At 54.3% G+C, this 14,951-nt stretch carries 16 protein-coding genes; 3 read left to right on the forward strand and 13 right to left on the reverse strand.

Annotation, left to right across the window (positions count from 1 at the left end; genetic code table 11):
- Positions 1–200: 200 nt before the first annotated feature.
- Complete coding sequence (locus tag FYZ48_RS18315) at positions 201–848, reverse strand: RNA ligase family protein (protein WP_149342982.1); 648 nt, start codon at positions 846–848, stop codon at positions 201–203.
- A gap of 1,151 nt (positions 849–1,999) precedes the next feature.
- Here FYZ48_RS18315 and FYZ48_RS18320 point away from each other — a divergent pair.
- Positions 2,000–3,901 (forward strand): CocE/NonD family hydrolase, encoded by a 1,902-nt coding sequence (locus tag FYZ48_RS18320; protein ID WP_149342984.1) that lies wholly within the window; start codon positions 2,000–2,002, stop codon positions 3,899–3,901.
- A 92-nt stretch (positions 3,902–3,993) separates the two neighbouring features.
- Here the strand turns inward: FYZ48_RS18320 and FYZ48_RS18325 are convergent, their stop codons facing one another.
- The 12 genes from FYZ48_RS18325 to FYZ48_RS18380 all read right to left on the reverse strand — a co-directional run bounded on the left by FYZ48_RS18325 (position 3,994) and on the right by FYZ48_RS18380 (position 14,175).
- Positions 3,994–4,926 (reverse strand): DUF1559 domain-containing protein, encoded by a 933-nt coding sequence (locus FYZ48_RS18325; RefSeq protein WP_149342986.1) that lies wholly within the window; start codon positions 4,924–4,926, stop codon positions 3,994–3,996.
- A gap of 77 nt (positions 4,927–5,003) precedes the next feature.
- A complete protein-coding gene (locus FYZ48_RS18330; protein WP_149342988.1) occupies positions 5,004–5,450 on the reverse strand; it encodes a hypothetical protein in 447 nt (148 codons plus the stop codon).
- A 245-nt stretch (positions 5,451–5,695) separates the two neighbouring features.
- A complete protein-coding gene (locus FYZ48_RS18335) occupies positions 5,696–6,397 on the reverse strand; it encodes an ion transporter (protein WP_149342990.1) in 702 nt (233 codons plus the stop codon).
- 82 nt (positions 6,398–6,479) lie between these two features.
- A complete protein-coding gene (locus tag FYZ48_RS18340; protein ID WP_145438711.1) occupies positions 6,480–6,836 on the reverse strand; it encodes a hypothetical protein in 357 nt (118 codons plus the stop codon).
- 196 nt (positions 6,837–7,032) lie between these two features.
- Positions 7,033–7,449, reverse strand: coding sequence for a carboxypeptidase regulatory-like domain-containing protein (locus FYZ48_RS18345; protein ID WP_149342992.1), 417 nt, complete (start codon positions 7,447–7,449; stop codon positions 7,033–7,035).
- Positions 7,450–7,563: 114 nt separating this feature from the next.
- A complete protein-coding gene (locus FYZ48_RS18350) occupies positions 7,564–8,547 on the reverse strand; it encodes a DUF1559 domain-containing protein (RefSeq protein WP_149342995.1) in 984 nt (327 codons plus the stop codon).
- Positions 8,548–8,996: 449 nt separating this feature from the next.
- Positions 8,997–9,743 (reverse strand): type I methionyl aminopeptidase, encoded by a 747-nt coding sequence (gene map / locus FYZ48_RS18355; protein ID WP_149342997.1) that lies wholly within the window; start codon positions 9,741–9,743, stop codon positions 8,997–8,999.
- A 59-nt stretch (positions 9,744–9,802) separates the two neighbouring features.
- Positions 9,803–10,735, reverse strand: coding sequence for a TIGR01777 family oxidoreductase (locus tag FYZ48_RS18360; protein WP_149342999.1), 933 nt, complete (start codon positions 10,733–10,735; stop codon positions 9,803–9,805).
- A 53-nt stretch (positions 10,736–10,788) separates the two neighbouring features.
- Positions 10,789–11,814, reverse strand: coding sequence for a DUF2332 domain-containing protein (locus FYZ48_RS18365; RefSeq protein WP_149343001.1), 1,026 nt, complete (start codon positions 11,812–11,814; stop codon positions 10,789–10,791).
- A 28-nt stretch (positions 11,815–11,842) separates the two neighbouring features.
- Positions 11,843–12,523, reverse strand: coding sequence for a DUF4190 domain-containing protein (locus FYZ48_RS18370; RefSeq protein ID WP_149343003.1), 681 nt, complete (start codon positions 12,521–12,523; stop codon positions 11,843–11,845).
- 21 nt (positions 12,524–12,544) lie between these two features.
- Complete coding sequence (locus tag FYZ48_RS18375; RefSeq protein ID WP_187782105.1) at positions 12,545–13,525, reverse strand: alpha/beta hydrolase; 981 nt, start codon at positions 13,523–13,525, stop codon at positions 12,545–12,547.
- Between the two features lie 80 nt (positions 13,526–13,605).
- Positions 13,606–14,175, reverse strand: a complete 570-nt coding sequence (locus FYZ48_RS18380; RefSeq protein WP_149343007.1) for a M50 family metallopeptidase — start codon at positions 14,173–14,175, stop codon at positions 13,606–13,608.
- Positions 14,176–14,297: 122 nt separating this feature from the next.
- On the opposite strand from FYZ48_RS18380, the gene FYZ48_RS18385 reads away from it, so the two are divergent.
- The gene (locus FYZ48_RS18385) at positions 14,298–14,543 is read left to right on the forward strand and encodes a hypothetical protein (protein ID WP_149343009.1); all 246 of its coding nucleotides are present in this window, start codon (positions 14,298–14,300) and stop codon (positions 14,541–14,543) included.
- 93 nt (positions 14,544–14,636) lie between these two features.
- Positions 14,637–14,855 (forward strand): hypothetical protein, encoded by a 219-nt coding sequence (locus tag FYZ48_RS18390; protein WP_149343011.1) that lies wholly within the window; start codon positions 14,637–14,639, stop codon positions 14,853–14,855.
- Positions 14,856–14,951: the final 96 nt, after the last annotated feature.

Below are 14,951 nucleotides of genomic sequence, written 5' to 3' on the forward strand. Positions count from 1 at the left end.
AGAACTCAGGAAAACCAGGAAGCAATGGCAACAATTTGCTTTGGTGGGAAACTATTTGTAATCGGAGTTACTAGCGCCGTGCCGCTCAGTTTCTGTTGGGAGCTTTTATTGATCACTGTTGGGCGAGCCAACAGTGCCACCCGCAACTCGAAGGTAACCACTTGGTTCTGATCGTTTGCATTATAGTGCATACGCGCCGGTTATTCCCAATATTGTTCCCAGTTGTCGGCGAAGGCGGCTTTGAGGCGGGCCAGGTAGGCGTCGGTTTTAATCTTGGCCATCCAGAGGTTGGGACCTGTGCCGCCTTTGCAGATGACTCCTTCGGCGACTGCGTATTTCCCGGCGCGGACGTCGCTGGTGAACTGGCCGGTGAAGCGACCTCGATAGACGACGCGGGCGACTGGCAGGTGGCCGAAGTCTTCCAGGAACTGTGCGGGGCCGAGCAGCTGATTTTCAATGGCGACATCGAAGAGGATCAGCTGTTTGTCATCGTCGGCATTGTGTCGACCGGCGAAAGAACGGGGGCCCAGGAATTCGGTGAAGTCGGTCACTTCGCGGCTGGCGAAGTCCGGTCTGGCTAAGAGGGTGGACTGGAGTGGTGCCGCGAACTGATCCAGGAACAAAGCGGGTGCCTGGGCGAGTTCCGGGTGGTCCTCTGTGAAGGCGGCGATGCCCCGGTCGTCCAGATCAAAACGGTTGCGGCGGGTGCCAAAGGCGTACCAGCCCAGTTCCGGTTCCCAGACCCAGTGCAGATTGGTGCCGTCGTATTTCTCGAAAGCGATGCATTTTTCCAGCGGGGCAGCGCGGCTGTCGGGGATTTTGGGATAAGCGAGTTTGATACGCGGCATGGGACATGTTCCCGGTTCTGATTTTTTTTAAAACATGGTTTTCTCAACTAGACCGGATTTCGAGGGAGATGTTCGTGGGGCTGGTTTGGTGTCTGATTTTCACTGGTTGATGTGGACTGGTTCTGCTGATGCCGATGTGTAGGATACGTGGTTCGTTACGCAAAGATATGGATCGATTTGCAGTCGGGCTATTCCAGTTTAATGAGCGGCAAGGCGCCAGGCGCCGGTAAAAGATTCAGCGTTGATCCTGATTACCGGTGGCTATCGCCATTCCGCTCACAGGGGAGTGTTAGATGGTAAACCATCGAGAACGGGACCAGGTGGATCGTCGCGAGGAAAGCAGAGAGACTGACGCGGTCTCTAACTTCTGTATTAATCTTGATGTTGATTCTGTCGAACGGCAGCGGGGTGTCAAGACAAAATTTTGTCCCGATGTGGCCGGATTTTGTCCTGGTGTGTCCTGGATTTTGTCCCGGTCTGGCCGAGGTGTGTCCTGGTTTGCCCTGAACTTGGGGAAGAGAACATTTCGCATTGGTTCAGAATGTTCCGGTGGAAACAGGGTGAAAAGCGGTGGAGGTTCAGGTGGATGTGGGGCACTGGTGGCGACTGTGCCGGTGGGCGTCGCCCCGCCTCGCGCGCGAGCCAGAGGGGAAGTAGCTTACGATTCGGGAGGCGTGGATCAAGGGGAATCTGTTCAGCAGGGAGTGCGGGAGGTTCAGTGGGGAGGTTTTCAGGTGGGGTGGGAAGTCGAATTATTTTCAAAAGGAGAGGTGCTGAGGAGCGTTCGTAATTTTGTGCTGACAGTTTCCTGCTCGCTGCGCTCGGCCCGAATTGCATTCGGGCTTACCCGTTGTGTTTGGAGTGGGATGGCGTTGGCTGCCTGATGATGTCAGCAGTCAACACTAATTACCGGCGGGTAGCGCCTTGCCGCTCACGAGGATGTGTTATGAATTTCCTTCAGAAGTTTGATGGTCTGGAAAGTCGCGAGGCGGGCGGACACGTGGGTCCGCGCCCTACGGAAGGGTTGGGTGTGTTTATTGTCATTGATTGACAACATTGGTGCGGGCAAGTAGCCTGCTGGTAAGGATTTCTTAATCATGTTTTGCATTGTGCTGTTGATGCTGCCTGCCTCCTCAAGAAGGAATATAACCATGCCTGCCTCTCGTCCTCTCCGCCGTTCCCTGGCTGGAATGACTCTGTTTGTTTTCGCGTTACTGATTTCCACATTGTCTGCACTGGCGGCAGAGCGAGGGCCGTATGCGGTTGAAGTGCGGAAGAACGTGATGGTGCCCATGCGGGACGGAGTGAAGCTGGCGACGGACGTCTATCTACCTGTGGAAGATGGAGATGTGCTGGACGGGAAACTGCCGACGATTCTGGAGCGGCGTCCTTATAACAAGAACGGGTGTAAGACATCAGGCATGTATTACGCTTCGCACGGGTATGCGTTCGTGGCCCAGGATACGCGGGGCCGATATGCGTCGGAGGGTGTGTGGCACATGTTGACCGATGATGGTCGCGATGGTGTCGACACGGCGGCGTGGATTGGTGAGCAGCCCTGGTCGAATGCGGAGATCGGGATGATCGGAACTTCGTATGTCGGCGGAACCCAGCACGCGCTGGCGATGGAGAAGGCTCCCGAGCTGAAGACCGTGATTCCGGTGGATGCGATGTCGAACCTGGGCTATGCCAGCATGCGTAACGGAGGGGCGTTTGAGCTGCGGTTCTGGAACTGGATCTATCTGAATGCGGGCAAAGGAAGCCGTCAGTCACTTGATGCGGGAACCGCGGCTGTGCTGAAGGAGATGGCTGAGAACCGGATGGAATATCTGCATCGACTGCCGTTACGGAAAGGGATGACGCCGCTGAAGCTGGCTTCCGAATACGAAGACTGGCTGGTCGCGGGGATGCAGCATGGGGCCAACGATGACTTCTGGATTCAGAACAATATCATCGATTACCCGGAGAAGTACAAAGACATTCCGGTGTACCTGGTGAGTGGCTGGTACGATTCGTGGAGCAGCAATAACACGGCCAATTTTCAGGTGCTGTCGAAAACGATCAAAGGTCCCGTGTACATGATCATGGGGCCCTGGATTCACGGGCAGCAGGGAGCGTACTCACATGGTCAGGTGACGTTTGGAAAAGCCGCTGCGATCGCGGATCCCCTGGGCTGGCGGAAGGAGTGGTACGATCACTGGCTGAAGGGGAAGGAGAACAGTGTCGGGAAAGCAGCTCCGTTTGAAACGCCGGTACGGATTTTCGTGATGGGAACCGGCGATGGTTCAAAGACCGTGGACGGTAAACTGAATCATGGCGGATACTGGCGGAACGAGCAGGAGTGGCCACTGGAACGGACCGTATACACCAGGTTTCATCTGCAACCTGCAGGCGGGTTGGCGACTGATGCTCCTGAAGTACAGGCTGCGAAGACCAGCCTGCTGTTCGATCCGGAGAATCCGGTGCCGACGATCGGGGGAAACATTTCCAGTGGAAATGACATTCTGGTGCAGGGGGGCTGGGATCAGAAGGGGAGCGAGAAGATCTGGAATTTCACGCATCCGACTCCGCTGTCGGCCCGCGATGATGTGCTGGTCTTTCAGACGGAACCTCTGAAAGAGGATCTGGAAGTCACAGGGGAACTGGCAGTGAAGCTCTGGATTTCTTCCTCTGCTGTCGACACCGACTTTACGGCGAAGCTGGTTGACGTGTATCCACCAAGCAGTGATTTCCCGGGCGGGTTTGACCTGAATATCGGCGACGGGATTATCCGGACACGGTTCCGCGATTCACTGAAGGAAGAAAAACTGATGGAGCCGGGTGAGATTTATCCGGTGACGATCAAGCTCTATCCGACTTCGAACGTATTCAAGAAGGGGCACCGGATCCGCGTGGATATTTCGAGCAGTAACTTTCCGCGGTTTGACGTGAACCCGAATACGGGGGAGCCGTTGAATGACAATCGGTTGAAGCAGACCGCGATCAATACGGTGTATCACGACGCGGCGCATCCTTCGCATATTCTGCTGCCCGTGATTCCCAAGGGAGACTGAGGGGGAGATTTAAGATCAGGACATGAAAAAACGGCCAGGGAAAAAAGGCTTTCCCTGGCCGTGTCTTTTCTTAAGATGGTCGTCGCTCGGGCTTAGTATTCGCCGATGATGTTACCATCTGATTTGTGACCCAGGTTCTGCCAGGTACCGAGGTTGATATTTTCGGAGATGAACTGCACGCGTCCGTCACAGAACAGAGTGTGCACACCGCCGACGTGTTTGCTGCGGGCTCCCAGCAGTGCGGAACCGCCGGTGCTCTGAGCACATTCAAGGAGATCTGTGTTCGGTCCCACCAGTGTGGTATAGCTCCAGGCGGGCATCGACTGGGCGTAGAACCAGGAGTAACCCCGGGTCTTGGTTGTGGCTGATCCGGTACAGACAGTACCCGAGGTGGCGTTGACGTTAGCAAACGCGCTACCGACTTCGCATTCAGAGACCATCATGGTGTTGGATGTACCGTCTTCGATGTCCCGGATTTGAGTTTTACTGTTCAGGAACATGACTGAGCGACCATTGTTCTGGTAGGTCGATCCGCCAGCTGCGTAGCCACCGGAGTCTGCAGTACAGGTGACGTAGTTAGTCGGTCCATAGCCAGACTGACCTGTGGTGCCACGGTTACCGGGATCACTGGGGCAGCGGTAAGCAGGAAGTTCATTGTTCATGGCTGTGGCGTTGGTACCTGTTCTACCGGGCTCAATGCTCCAGTCGATCTGATTGTAGAGAGGAGCCTGGTCCATGGAAGCCAGAATACGGGCCTGCCAGCTGATCATGCTGGTTTCCCATTCTGTGGTGGCACCCTGGCGACGGATCGTTGCGGGGGGGAAAGTGCCGAAGGTGTCGTGGTAATTGTGCAGGGCCAGACCGATCTGCTTCAGATTGTTCTTACAGGTGGAGCGACGGGCCGCTTCACGTGCCTGTTGAACAGCGGGAAGGAGCAGAGCGATGAGGATGGCGATAATGGCGATGACCACCAGCAGTTCGATGAGTGTGAAGCCCCGACGGCGGTTAGACAAAAGCGCTTTCATAGTTTGATTGATCCATCTACTAGAAGGGTATTGAAAAAAAATCTGAAAGAGTTTCAGTGAACGATCGAAAGAAGATGTTATTTGGCTTCCAGGGTGAAGTCAGCGGTGTTTTCGCCGGCCGCGATGTCCTGTTTCAGGGTCGTGCTGGCGTTGTATTTGGCCGGGAGATACTGTTTTTCGATCTCGATTTTCTGGCCGTCCGACTCCTGAAATTTCCCGGTCTTACGGGTCGCGGTGATCTGGACTTTATTGTTCCCGACAGCGGGACCCTGTTCGGCGGGAATCTTATAGGCTCCGTCGGTGATGGTCGCCTGAACGGCTTTCCCACGCAGGGGGTTGCCGGAGGCATCGACATCGGGGACGAAGAGAATATTGCCTGCGGGCAGCGGTTTGCCGTCGAAGGTGACGGTACCGGAAACGGAGGCGCGTTCGATGTGTTCTGCTGAGCCACCGAAGCAGCCGACGAGGAGAGAGCAACTGATTAAGGTCAGCGCAAACGGAGCGCGAGCGCTAATTTGAAACATGGTGTACCTGCATTCAAAATAGAGGGAGGTAAAACGTGCTGTGCAGAAAGAAAGCGATCGCTAGATCACAGCTGTAGAGGTACCACTCAACTGGTTTCAGGAATGGGTTACAGTCTTGAATCAGGCAGGAATCTGGGGCGAGCTTCACTTCATCAAACACTCATTATAGCGATGAGGTATCGGTTGTGTGTAGAAAAAATGAAAAATAAAAGAATGAGGATTTGAAAATAATGGGCAAGTTGCAGTCAGTCTTCCATCTCTCTGGCTTTAGCGAGTGCGGAGGCGACCAGACCAGCGGGGATCGAAACGATACCCAGCCCTGCAGCGAGGATAAAGAATGTGAAGATTTTTCCACCTGCTGTGATCGGATAGATATCCCCGTAACCGACGGTGGTCAAAGTAGACACTGCCCACCACAGGCTATGAAAAACAGAGCTGAAAGCTTCCGGCTGGGCAGGGTTCTCAAAGTGATAGATTCCGACTGCGGCCAGGTAAATGATAATCAGCGTGGCGAAGAGGAATAAAGCCAGTTCCTCTTTGGCAATGAGAAAGGCTCTGTGGAAACGTCTGGCAGCGGCACTGTAGCGGGCCAGTTTAAAAATTCGGACGAGTCGCAGGAGTCGGAAGGCTCTGAGTGATCTAAAATCCAACCCCATACCCAGATAGAAAGGGAGAATCGCCAGTAGGTCAATAAGACCAAAGAATGATAAGATGAAAGCAGGCCTGTTGCTGGCAACCAGGACCCGGGCGAGATACTCCACAGTGAAAATGATCACGCTGACAATCTCAATGCCCCTGAGAAAGGTTCTGGTAGTCGGAGACAGGTCGGGTAAGGTTTCTATCGTAAAACTAACCAGGGAGATCACAATTACAGCCTGGATGAACAGATCGAAAGTCTTACCTGCTTTCGTATCTGAATCTTCAACGACCTGTTTCAACGTTGGCATCGCACCCTCCACCTGACCTGTTAGCTGATTAACTGTACAACAGATCTGAGGATACTCTACCCGCGTTAAAAATCAAATCCGCTCAGTGGCAGTGTTCCGCACCGCCGGTCACTCCGGCGAGAGAGGAGGCGAGCTGGTCGGTGATCGACTGACAGAGATCGACGGATTCCATCAGGCCTTCCACGGTAATGACCTCGGGAACATCATCGGGGGCGAGTCCGAGGAAATTGAGCTCGGTCTGGCACTGGTCGAGCAGCTCGGTGATGGGCTGGACCTTGATGGTGATGATCAACTGATGCTTGATCAGTTCCCAGTAACGTTCGTCAGAGGAGCCATGCAGTTCACCCCCCTGTTCCTGGAGCACCTGTTTGAGCGCTGTCGCGTTGGCGACATCATAGGGCCGTTTCAGGAAAATGTGGCCCGTCGTAATGATCGACATGTCTGTTTTCTCCACCAGAAACATGAATCAATTGGTTTCAGGAGTGAGGGTTGTCAGCGGGCAGCTGTTTCCTTTCACTGCTTTAAGAGACAACCAGCTCTCAATCCTGACTAACAGTATACACTCGTGAAATACACGAAATCAAAAAAACTCCCGGAAAAAATCAGTGTTGTTAAGAAAATTGAAAATCCATGAATCAGGGCTTGAGATCGATGTCGAAGGTGTTCTCGCCTTCTTTGATCACGGTCTGCAGTTCGGTGGTCTGATCGCTCTGATATTTCTGCGGGACCTCTTTGAGGGCGTCCTTAAATTCCTGGTTGCCCGTTTCATCCGGGGGCGCATCTCCCAGTCCGGGGGAAGAAAGATAGACTTTGTAGTCACCGGCGGCGATCGGTTCGGCAATGCTGTAGGTGCCATCCTGCTTAAGATCGGCGTAGGCGCCTGCTCCTGCGGTTCCGGAAATGAAATTGACGCGTGCGCCGGAAAGCGGTTTACCCCCGAGGGTCACGGTGCCGCTGACGGTACCAGTGGGAACTTCCTCGACGCTGGATCCGCAGGCAGTCAGCAGCGCGGTCAGCATGAGGCAGAGAGTCAGTCGAGAGAGTTTGAGCATAGTGTTGTTTCTCCGGTTGTCACTTTATGGCAACAGCCGATGTCGTTTGGCACGTGCATCGGCTGTTGAGAATCTTTAGAAGTTCAGGTTATGGTGAATCGTCAGAGATTCAATTTAGAATTCGCCGAGTACCAGGTTGTCGTTACGCATACCCAGTCTGCGGAGGGTTTCGATGTCGATGTTATTCGAGAGGAACCGGACCGCACCATCACCGAGCAACGCGTGCACGCCGCCTACATGTTCGGAGGTCAGCGGGTTGTTGGGGGTGTAAGTCTGGTCTCCCCCTGTAGGTGCGGTGGAAGGGTTGGGGCTGTAACGGATGGTATTCACGCCGGTTCCCCAACTGGTCAGTCCAGTGTGTCCTGCCCAGCCGCCGTAGTAGTTGCTGCGATAATCTCGGTTGTTAACCAGGCCGGAATCTTCAGCGATGACCATGGTGTTCGAGGTTCCGTCTTTACAGTCACGCATGCGGGAGACTTTGCCGATCTGCATCATCCCGTTGTTACACCAGTAACCGCCGTAGGCAGCTCCACAACCGGAACTGTAGGGGGCTGCATTCAGGTAAGAACCACTGATGCCCACGTAGTCCATGGTCATGCCGGTTTCTTTTCCGAGAGCCGAGTTCGGGGATGTCGTACCGTTGTTGGAAACGGGACTGGTACCAGTGTAGAAGGCATCCGCGGTGCTGGACGGGCATTTGTAGATGGGGATGTAGAGATTATTCAGCACGGCGTTTTCGGTGTTATAGCCGGAGGCAGAGTTCCCACTGCCGGCTGCAAAGCCGTGTTGAGAGTAGGCCGCTGGAATGAGTTTGTTGTAGGCAGGTGCCTGATCGATGAAAGGCAGAATCGAAGATCGCCAGTTAGCGCGGTAGTAGGAAACCTGCGAGCCAATCGGAAACGTCTGATAGGAGTCATGGTAATTGTGCAGTGCCAGACCGATCTGCTTCAAGTTGTTTTTGCAGGTCGAGCGACGGGCTGCTTCACGTGCCTGCTGGACAGCGGGCAAGAGGAGGGCGATCAGAATCGCGATAATAGCGATGACCACCAGCAGTTCGATGAGGGTAAATCCCCGTGGTGTTTTGGATGACTTCAGCATCAATAGATAACTCCAGTTCCGGTGAAAGAAAAAAACGCGAGCCAGTTCAGAATCGATCGGAAAACTGTCGAATCTGTAAGTTAGTTTCTTAAAGAGATTTTTATATTCTTAACATATTAACCGGAGTCAGAATCGAAGAGCCAGCATAATTATCGTTATTTATTAAAATACCTAAACGAAAGGACGTACAGTGACAGCGGGAGGGATTCAGCTGCAGTTTATAAGAGTAGTGCGAGACTTCTTATCTGTATCTTATTGAATCACAGTTGGTTGTGACTCCGCAGCAATGTTTCAGAACTCTTGATAATGTGGAGCGAGTGCAGTTTGTCTGAATTGTGCAAGACGTGTATTTTTTGAAGTCTGTCCTGTTTTACTCCGAATAGGTCGAAGGAAACGGGTTTGCCTGACTGGCCGAGAATTGGATTCTGAAGTCTGTCAGGTGATCTGATTCAGACGAGCGTTAGCAGAATCGGTTTCCCGTTGGTGATAACCAGCGTGTGCTCGAACTGAGCCGAGAGACTGTGTTGCCTGCCTGCCAGTGTCCAGCCATCGTCGGTCTCTCTGGCAAAGCGGTTTGTTGTGGACAGGAACGGTTCAATGGTGATGACCATCCCTGCTTCCAACTTTCTTTTATCGCCGGGCACGTAATAGCCGGGGATCTCAGCAGGCTCTTCATGCAGGCCGAGTCCGATGCCGTGGCTGCAGAGATTTCTGATAATCTCGAATCCGGTTCGTTTCGCTACCTGCTGAATCGCTTTGCCGATACCGTTCAACGGACGCCCTGCGCGTGCGTGGTCACAGGCTTCGCGGAGGGCGAGTTGCGTGGAGTCGATCAGCCGACTTTTGATCGAGTTGCCGGGAGGCACGATCAGGGTGCCTCCGGTGTCTGCAAAGTAGCCATTCTTTTCCGCCGACACATCAATATTCACCACATCGCCGGGCTGAATGATTCTGCTGCCGGGAATTCCGTGAGCGACTTCTTCATTGATACTGATACAGGTATAGCCGGGGAAGTCATAGGTAACTTTGGGTGCGGAATGCGCTGCATAGCGTTCCAGCAGCGCTTTACCGATGAGATCGAGTTCGCCCGTGGTCATGCCGGCCTCGGTCTGGTTCATCATCTCCTGCAGAGTCAGGGCGACGATTCTGCCGATTTCTCTTAAAGCTTTGAGGTCCTGCTCTGTTTCGATGGTCATGGGTAACTCCCTGCAACGGTCGGATGATTAGAATGCGTGGCTGTGCTCTGTATTGCGTGTCAGCTGGAAGTTTTATCGTAGATGTTCTGCAGCGCAGAATCCAGATCGAGGAACTGGAATTCGAAATTCTCTTCTTTCAGGCGTCGCGAAATACAATAACGTCCGTAGAGAGCCAGTTCAGGATCGGTGCGCATCAACAGCGGCGCCCCCAGCCGTACCATCCAACTCAGTGCAGGGAGACCGATGGGCATCTTCAAAGCTTTTCGCAGAGCACGCATGAATTCTGCATTCGAAACCGGTTCGGGAGCGGTGGCCAGGCAGGCTCCCTGCATGGTTTGATTGGTGATAGCTCTATGAAAGAGGCGATTCATATCCTGCTCGTGAATCCAGCTCATACCCTGTCGTCCGTGTCCGACGGTGCCTCCCAGTCCCCAGCGGACCAGTTTTGAGAGCCGCTGGAGTGCTCCTCCGTCACGGCCGATGACAAAGCTGGTGCGAAGAATGACCTGCCGCATTTCGGGGAGAACAGCGCGCTGGAAGGCGGCTTCCCATTCCTGTGCGACGAAAGGCGCGAGACCATAACCGAAGGCGGAGTCTTCATCGCAGATACATTCCGGAGGATCGCCGTAACGGTGGGCTGTTGACATCTGCACCCAGACCGGAGGCGGTACTGCGAGTTGCCGAACTGCTTGCCCCAGTACGTCTGTTGCTTCGACCCGCGAACGGAGAATTTCATCACAGTGATCGGGAGTCTTGATGCAGTCAACTGTACGGCCTGCGAGGTTCACCAGAGCGGCCGCCTGTTCCAGTTCGCTGACCCACGATCCGAGAGAGCGGGCATCCCAATTCACATAACGCCAGTCGCCCTTGGTCTGTGGCTGATGTCGGCCGAGGATGGTGACCTCATAATTCTGGCCGGTCAGATAGCGGGCCAGATTCAATCCGAGGAACCCGGTGCCCCCGGCGATGACAATGCGGCCTTGTGTCTCCATGACGAGGTTTCTTTCTGTAATTGTTGAATACAGTCAAATCACTGAGGGGCCGGTTACGCCAGCCATTCCAGCCAGCGGCCGTGTCCGTCGGTGTTGGCGAGTGTCTGTCGGGTGAGTATTCCTTTATGGAAAACCTGTAATCTTAAATGAGCGTCGGACAGATTATTATACAGGTGCAACAGATCGCGTTGCCGGGCCAGTTCGCGGATCGTTTCCAGAAACGCATTCCCTTGTTCCAGTGAGATCTGGTTGGCGACATGCGTATGGAAGATACAAAGCAGAGAGTTAGTGGGAATCTCTGCAGCGAATGAGCAGATGTCTGCAAAACCGTCGCCGGTGCGCAGGTCGACTTCGATCCCCTGTTGTTGCCGGATCGCGGCTTCCAGCAGTTGACGTCGATCGTGCTGCTCAGGCCAGATCAGGGCCCGCAGCCAGTTGACTTCTGCGGGAATAGAAACATCGATCGGATGCAGGTCGACACCGATGCGGTGTGTGACGTAAGGCAGGGAATCTTCCAACCCTGCAGAGGGCTTCCCCAGAAATTCAGACGTGATCAGCGTCGGTGATTCGCGATCTCCATAGATTTTACCGCTGTCATCATAGGCGTAGCGATAGCGGTCCCAGAGCAGGTTCAGACCAGCGCTGCAGCCGATTTCCAGCAGGGCCAGCGGTTGAGGGGCAAAGTGCCGCAGTGCGTACATGAACGCGGGATACAGACAGGCACAGCGGCGGACTTCATTGGTCTGCACGAGTCGCGTCTGCAGCAGTTCGATGATTTCATTTTGGTGAGCGAGTACGAAATCTTTAAACAGCGGGAAAGCGTCTAAGGGATCTTTGGGTTCTGCAGTGCAGGTCGCATAGTACTCTGCCAGCGGATGAACTGGGTTGGCGACCAGCAGATACTGGACGGCAGCAAAGAGGAGATTAGGAACCGGCTGTCCGTCCCGGGCCTGACTGGCGATCTCCAGCACTTCCGCATCCGCGGCAATCGCTTCCGTCAGACAACAATACAGGGGAGATGTTTCCCGGCACTCCGGCACAGCAAAGGCGCGAAAGGCATCAGACAGACGTGAATTCATACTCTGTCCTTTTTAAGACGCAGGGTTCTCAACAGCCTCCCCCTCCTGCAAACGGCCCCTGGAAATGATCGGAAGTCAGAGCCGGTAAGACGGTACTCTGTTTCAACAGGAAGCGAGGCGCATCGGGGTCATCTTCGGCATCCGGGTTCCGAACCAGTGTGCCGGAGACTGCGATCGGTTCATAGCACCACTCCCACCTGGTTTCTTCCGGAAGCTGCACCATGATCATTTCCCGCGGATCAGACTGACTTCCAAATGAAAAGGGTTGCCTCTGACTGGTCATGCGGAAGGACTGGAGCAGACCTCCCCGTCTCGGCTCTGCAAAGCCCTTCAGGCAGATCGGCTGTCCGAGCAGTGATTCCCACATTTTCTCAGAGTGTGTTCTGTTCTTCGTAACAGCAGCGAAGTCGATCCGCGTGTAACCGGGGAGAGCCTCTGAGTGAAAGCGGATTTCGTACCAGGTCAAATGCCAGACGGGAGCGAGTACTCCAAATAAAAGTGAGAGCTGGATGCCCCTTCGTGCAAGTTGATGGCCACTGAGTTCATAACGGCGTATCGATTTCAATGCACGCAGACCCAGAACGAGACCCGGAATTGCGAGTAGCGCCAGCCAGGGAATGAAGAGCCCCAAAGTGCAGAACACTCCCAGCATCAGGGAGAGGACGGCCTGAGGGGCCACCGGAGTATAGTTCAAATCTGCCTGAGCCATCTCGAGATTTCCTGGGTATGTTTAGCTCATCCGTTCGTGCATGAATTGAAAGGCCTGCTGGTAGGCGGCTTCGATCAGTTTGGGATCACCGCCGACCAGGCCGTGCTCGCCTCCCGGAATCGTGACGAGCTGGTGTTCCACTCCATGCTGTTTGAGTTGCTCGGCCATCAGAGTCGACTGCTCGTAAGGCACATCGGTGTCTTTGGTCCCATGCACCATCAGCGTGGGGGGATAGTCTTTCGTTACATTTTTCAGCGTCATGTAGGGATAGAACTTTTCGGGGTTACGGTGATGATCCCAGCCGGAGATGGCCTGCGGCCAGGTTCCGTGCTGGCGACAGTACTTATAGAACTCGCCTCGATTTTTCTGACTCTCGCGCGAGTCGGCAATTGCTCCGTCGCCAAACTGTTGCAGTGCTTCTGCTTTCGTAATGTTAGTCTGGTGCCGGTCGTGCGGGCTGGGTTTGCCGATCCAGTCGCCAATCAGATCACCATAGCCCCAGAAAGGGACGAGAACTGTCGGCCGGGGCTGGGCACGATAGCCGGCGATCATCGTCAGACAGCCACCCGCGGAACCGCCGGAGACCGCGACTTTACTGGTGTCGACATTGAAGAGGTCGGGGCCTTTCTCGTGCAGCCACGTAAATCCATCTTCGAGGTCGGCTATGATTTCGGGCAGCTTTGTCTCGGGGGCCAGTCGGTAGTCAAAGGAGACCACGGTATAGCCGGCATTCAGCATGTCTTTCAGGACGCGGCCACTCACGCCCCCCCGATGTCCGACAATCAGCGCACCGCCATGCAACCAGACCATGACGGGCCGCGTCTGGTTATCATCGGCCCGGTGGACGTCGGCTTTGATTTCCAGGTTCCCCACCTTTTTGAAGGTAAAGGTTTTCATTTTGGTTTTGGCCTGCTGCGCCCGGGTGAGTGAGGGCAGACACAAAGTTGAGGCGCCGGCAGCACAGGCTCCCAGCATTTGACGACGATTCAGCAGCGTAGACATAGCGGATGCTCCCTGAGAAATCATGGCGGTGATTGTTCCAAGATATCAGAAAGCAGAGACGATGAGCAAACCGGAAACGGCTATTGCGCAGAAAAACAGACCATCAGCACCACGAGTGTCATGACGGTCAGCAGCATGATCCAGGCACTGTGCTCCGAGGTGCGTTCCGGATGCTGCCACCAGTCGCGAATTGAACCGAGCCGATGCCAGAGCACAAAGCCTGCGGGAACGGTCATGAGTCCGAAGCCCCACATCAGCCAGAGAGGAGATCCGGTCTGCCGCATTACGCCGCAATCACCGATGCCATCCAGGGCACCACCGGCGATGTATGCGCCGTTGGCGATCAGACAGAAGCCGGCAAAGAACTGGACGAATCCCGCTTGCGACCAGTTCGTCAATCGGGCTGCGATTAAGAGCCCCAACGGCAGGAGGACGCCGATCAGGGGGCCGGCCCAGACGACAATGGCGGGATGTGGATTCACGTCCAGATCTGTTCGGGAAATTGCCAGGGGATGCAGCACGACCCGCGTCACTTTGCCGCCGGTCAGCAGACCTCCCAGCACGTGTCCCAGTTCGTGCAGGCCCATCATGGCCAGCCAGCAGCCGAGCAGCCAGCAAATGCTGAACAGAAGCTGGTAAATTCGCGACATTCCAGTTGAGTTCCATAAAAAAATCTGGTGAATGGTCTTCCTGCCTGCTTAGGATGGCACACACGATTATCACCGATAGCCATGCACTTGCAAAGCCTGTTGTTTTTAAATCGATTCTCAAGATGATGAACACTGCCGCTACGGAAATGACCACAGCAGAGAATTCCCATCGAGGTACATTCTGGAATACGTCCACATTCTCCCTGGTGGCTTTGATTCTGCTGATCATCGCAGCGACACCGCAATTGATCTGCATGCCGGTGACGAATGATGTTTCTTATTATGATTTGCAGGCCCGTACTGTCATGCGCGGTGGCATGCTCTATCGTGATATGGTCGAACCGAATTTTCCCGGCGTGCCCGCCTGACTCGCTGGCTGACAGCTTTATCTTAGTGGAGTTGATTTATTCGCTCGTGACAAAACCTGCTTATCTGCGTCTGTGGAGAGCCCGCAGCGATTCGTGCTGTCGAATCTGATGGCAGGAGGACTGCTGGTCAGTCAGGCGAAAGAGATTGGACCGGAGGGACCCAATACTTATCCGCCGGCTTTTCCGGAACATCTGAAAGCGAAGTTTCCCTTCAGTCTGCCGATTGCCTTTCGTTCTGGGAGCCTGGTCGTACATCACTATCAGGAACAACCTTCCAAAGAATCATCAACGAAACCTTCTGATAAACAGTAATTATATCAGAACTTACGGCAGCCGGGCGTGGTTTGTGTCTGATACAGATTGCATGCCAGCGCTTCTTTCCAAAAAATCACTATTGTCGGGTGACAG

The organism is Gimesia chilikensis, from assembly GCF_008329715.1.
Lineage (GTDB): Bacteria > Planctomycetota > Planctomycetia > Planctomycetales > Planctomycetaceae > Gimesia > Gimesia chilikensis.

Coding starts and splice junctions, on each gene's coding strand:
- FYZ48_RS18330 (WP_149342988.1), bottom strand. CDS start 5,450: ATGTTTCAAATTAGCGCTCGCGCTCCGTTTGCGCTGACCTTAATCAGT.
- FYZ48_RS18375 (WP_187782105.1), bottom strand. CDS start 13,525: ATGTCTACGCTGCTGAATCGTCGTCAAATGCTGGGAGCCTGTGCTGCC.
- FYZ48_RS18345 (WP_149342992.1), bottom strand. CDS start 7,449: ATGCTCAAACTCTCTCGACTGACTCTCTGCCTCATGCTGACCGCGCTG.
- FYZ48_RS18370 (WP_149343003.1), bottom strand. CDS start 12,523: ATGGCTCAGGCAGATTTGAACTATACTCCGGTGGCCCCTCAGGCCGTC.
- FYZ48_RS18335 (WP_149342990.1), bottom strand. CDS start 6,397: ATGCCAACGTTGAAACAGGTCGTTGAAGATTCAGATACGAAAGCAGGT.
- FYZ48_RS18315 (WP_149342982.1), bottom strand. CDS start 848: ATGCCGCGTATCAAACTCGCTTATCCCAAAATCCCCGACAGCCGCGCT.
- FYZ48_RS18320 (WP_149342984.1), top strand. CDS start 2,000: ATGCCTGCCTCTCGTCCTCTCCGCCGTTCCCTGGCTGGAATGACTCTG.
- FYZ48_RS18385 (WP_149343009.1), top strand. CDS start 14,298: ATGATGAACACTGCCGCTACGGAAATGACCACAGCAGAGAATTCCCAT.
- FYZ48_RS18340 (WP_145438711.1), bottom strand. CDS start 6,836: ATGTCGATCATTACGACGGGCCACATTTTCCTGAAACGGCCCTATGAT.
- FYZ48_RS18350 (WP_149342995.1), bottom strand. CDS start 8,547: ATGCTGAAGTCATCCAAAACACCACGGGGATTTACCCTCATCGAACTG.
- FYZ48_RS18365 (WP_149343001.1), bottom strand. CDS start 11,814: ATGAATTCACGTCTGTCTGATGCCTTTCGCGCCTTTGCTGTGCCGGAG.
- FYZ48_RS18325 (WP_149342986.1), bottom strand. CDS start 4,926: ATGAAAGCGCTTTTGTCTAACCGCCGTCGGGGCTTCACACTCATCGAA.
- FYZ48_RS18380 (WP_149343007.1), bottom strand. CDS start 14,175: ATGTCGCGAATTTACCAGCTTCTGTTCAGCATTTGCTGGCTGCTCGGC.
- FYZ48_RS18360 (WP_149342999.1), bottom strand. CDS start 10,735: ATGGAGACACAAGGCCGCATTGTCATCGCCGGGGGCACCGGGTTCCTC.
- map (WP_149342997.1), bottom strand. CDS start 9,743: ATGACCATCGAAACAGAGCAGGACCTCAAAGCTTTAAGAGAAATCGGC.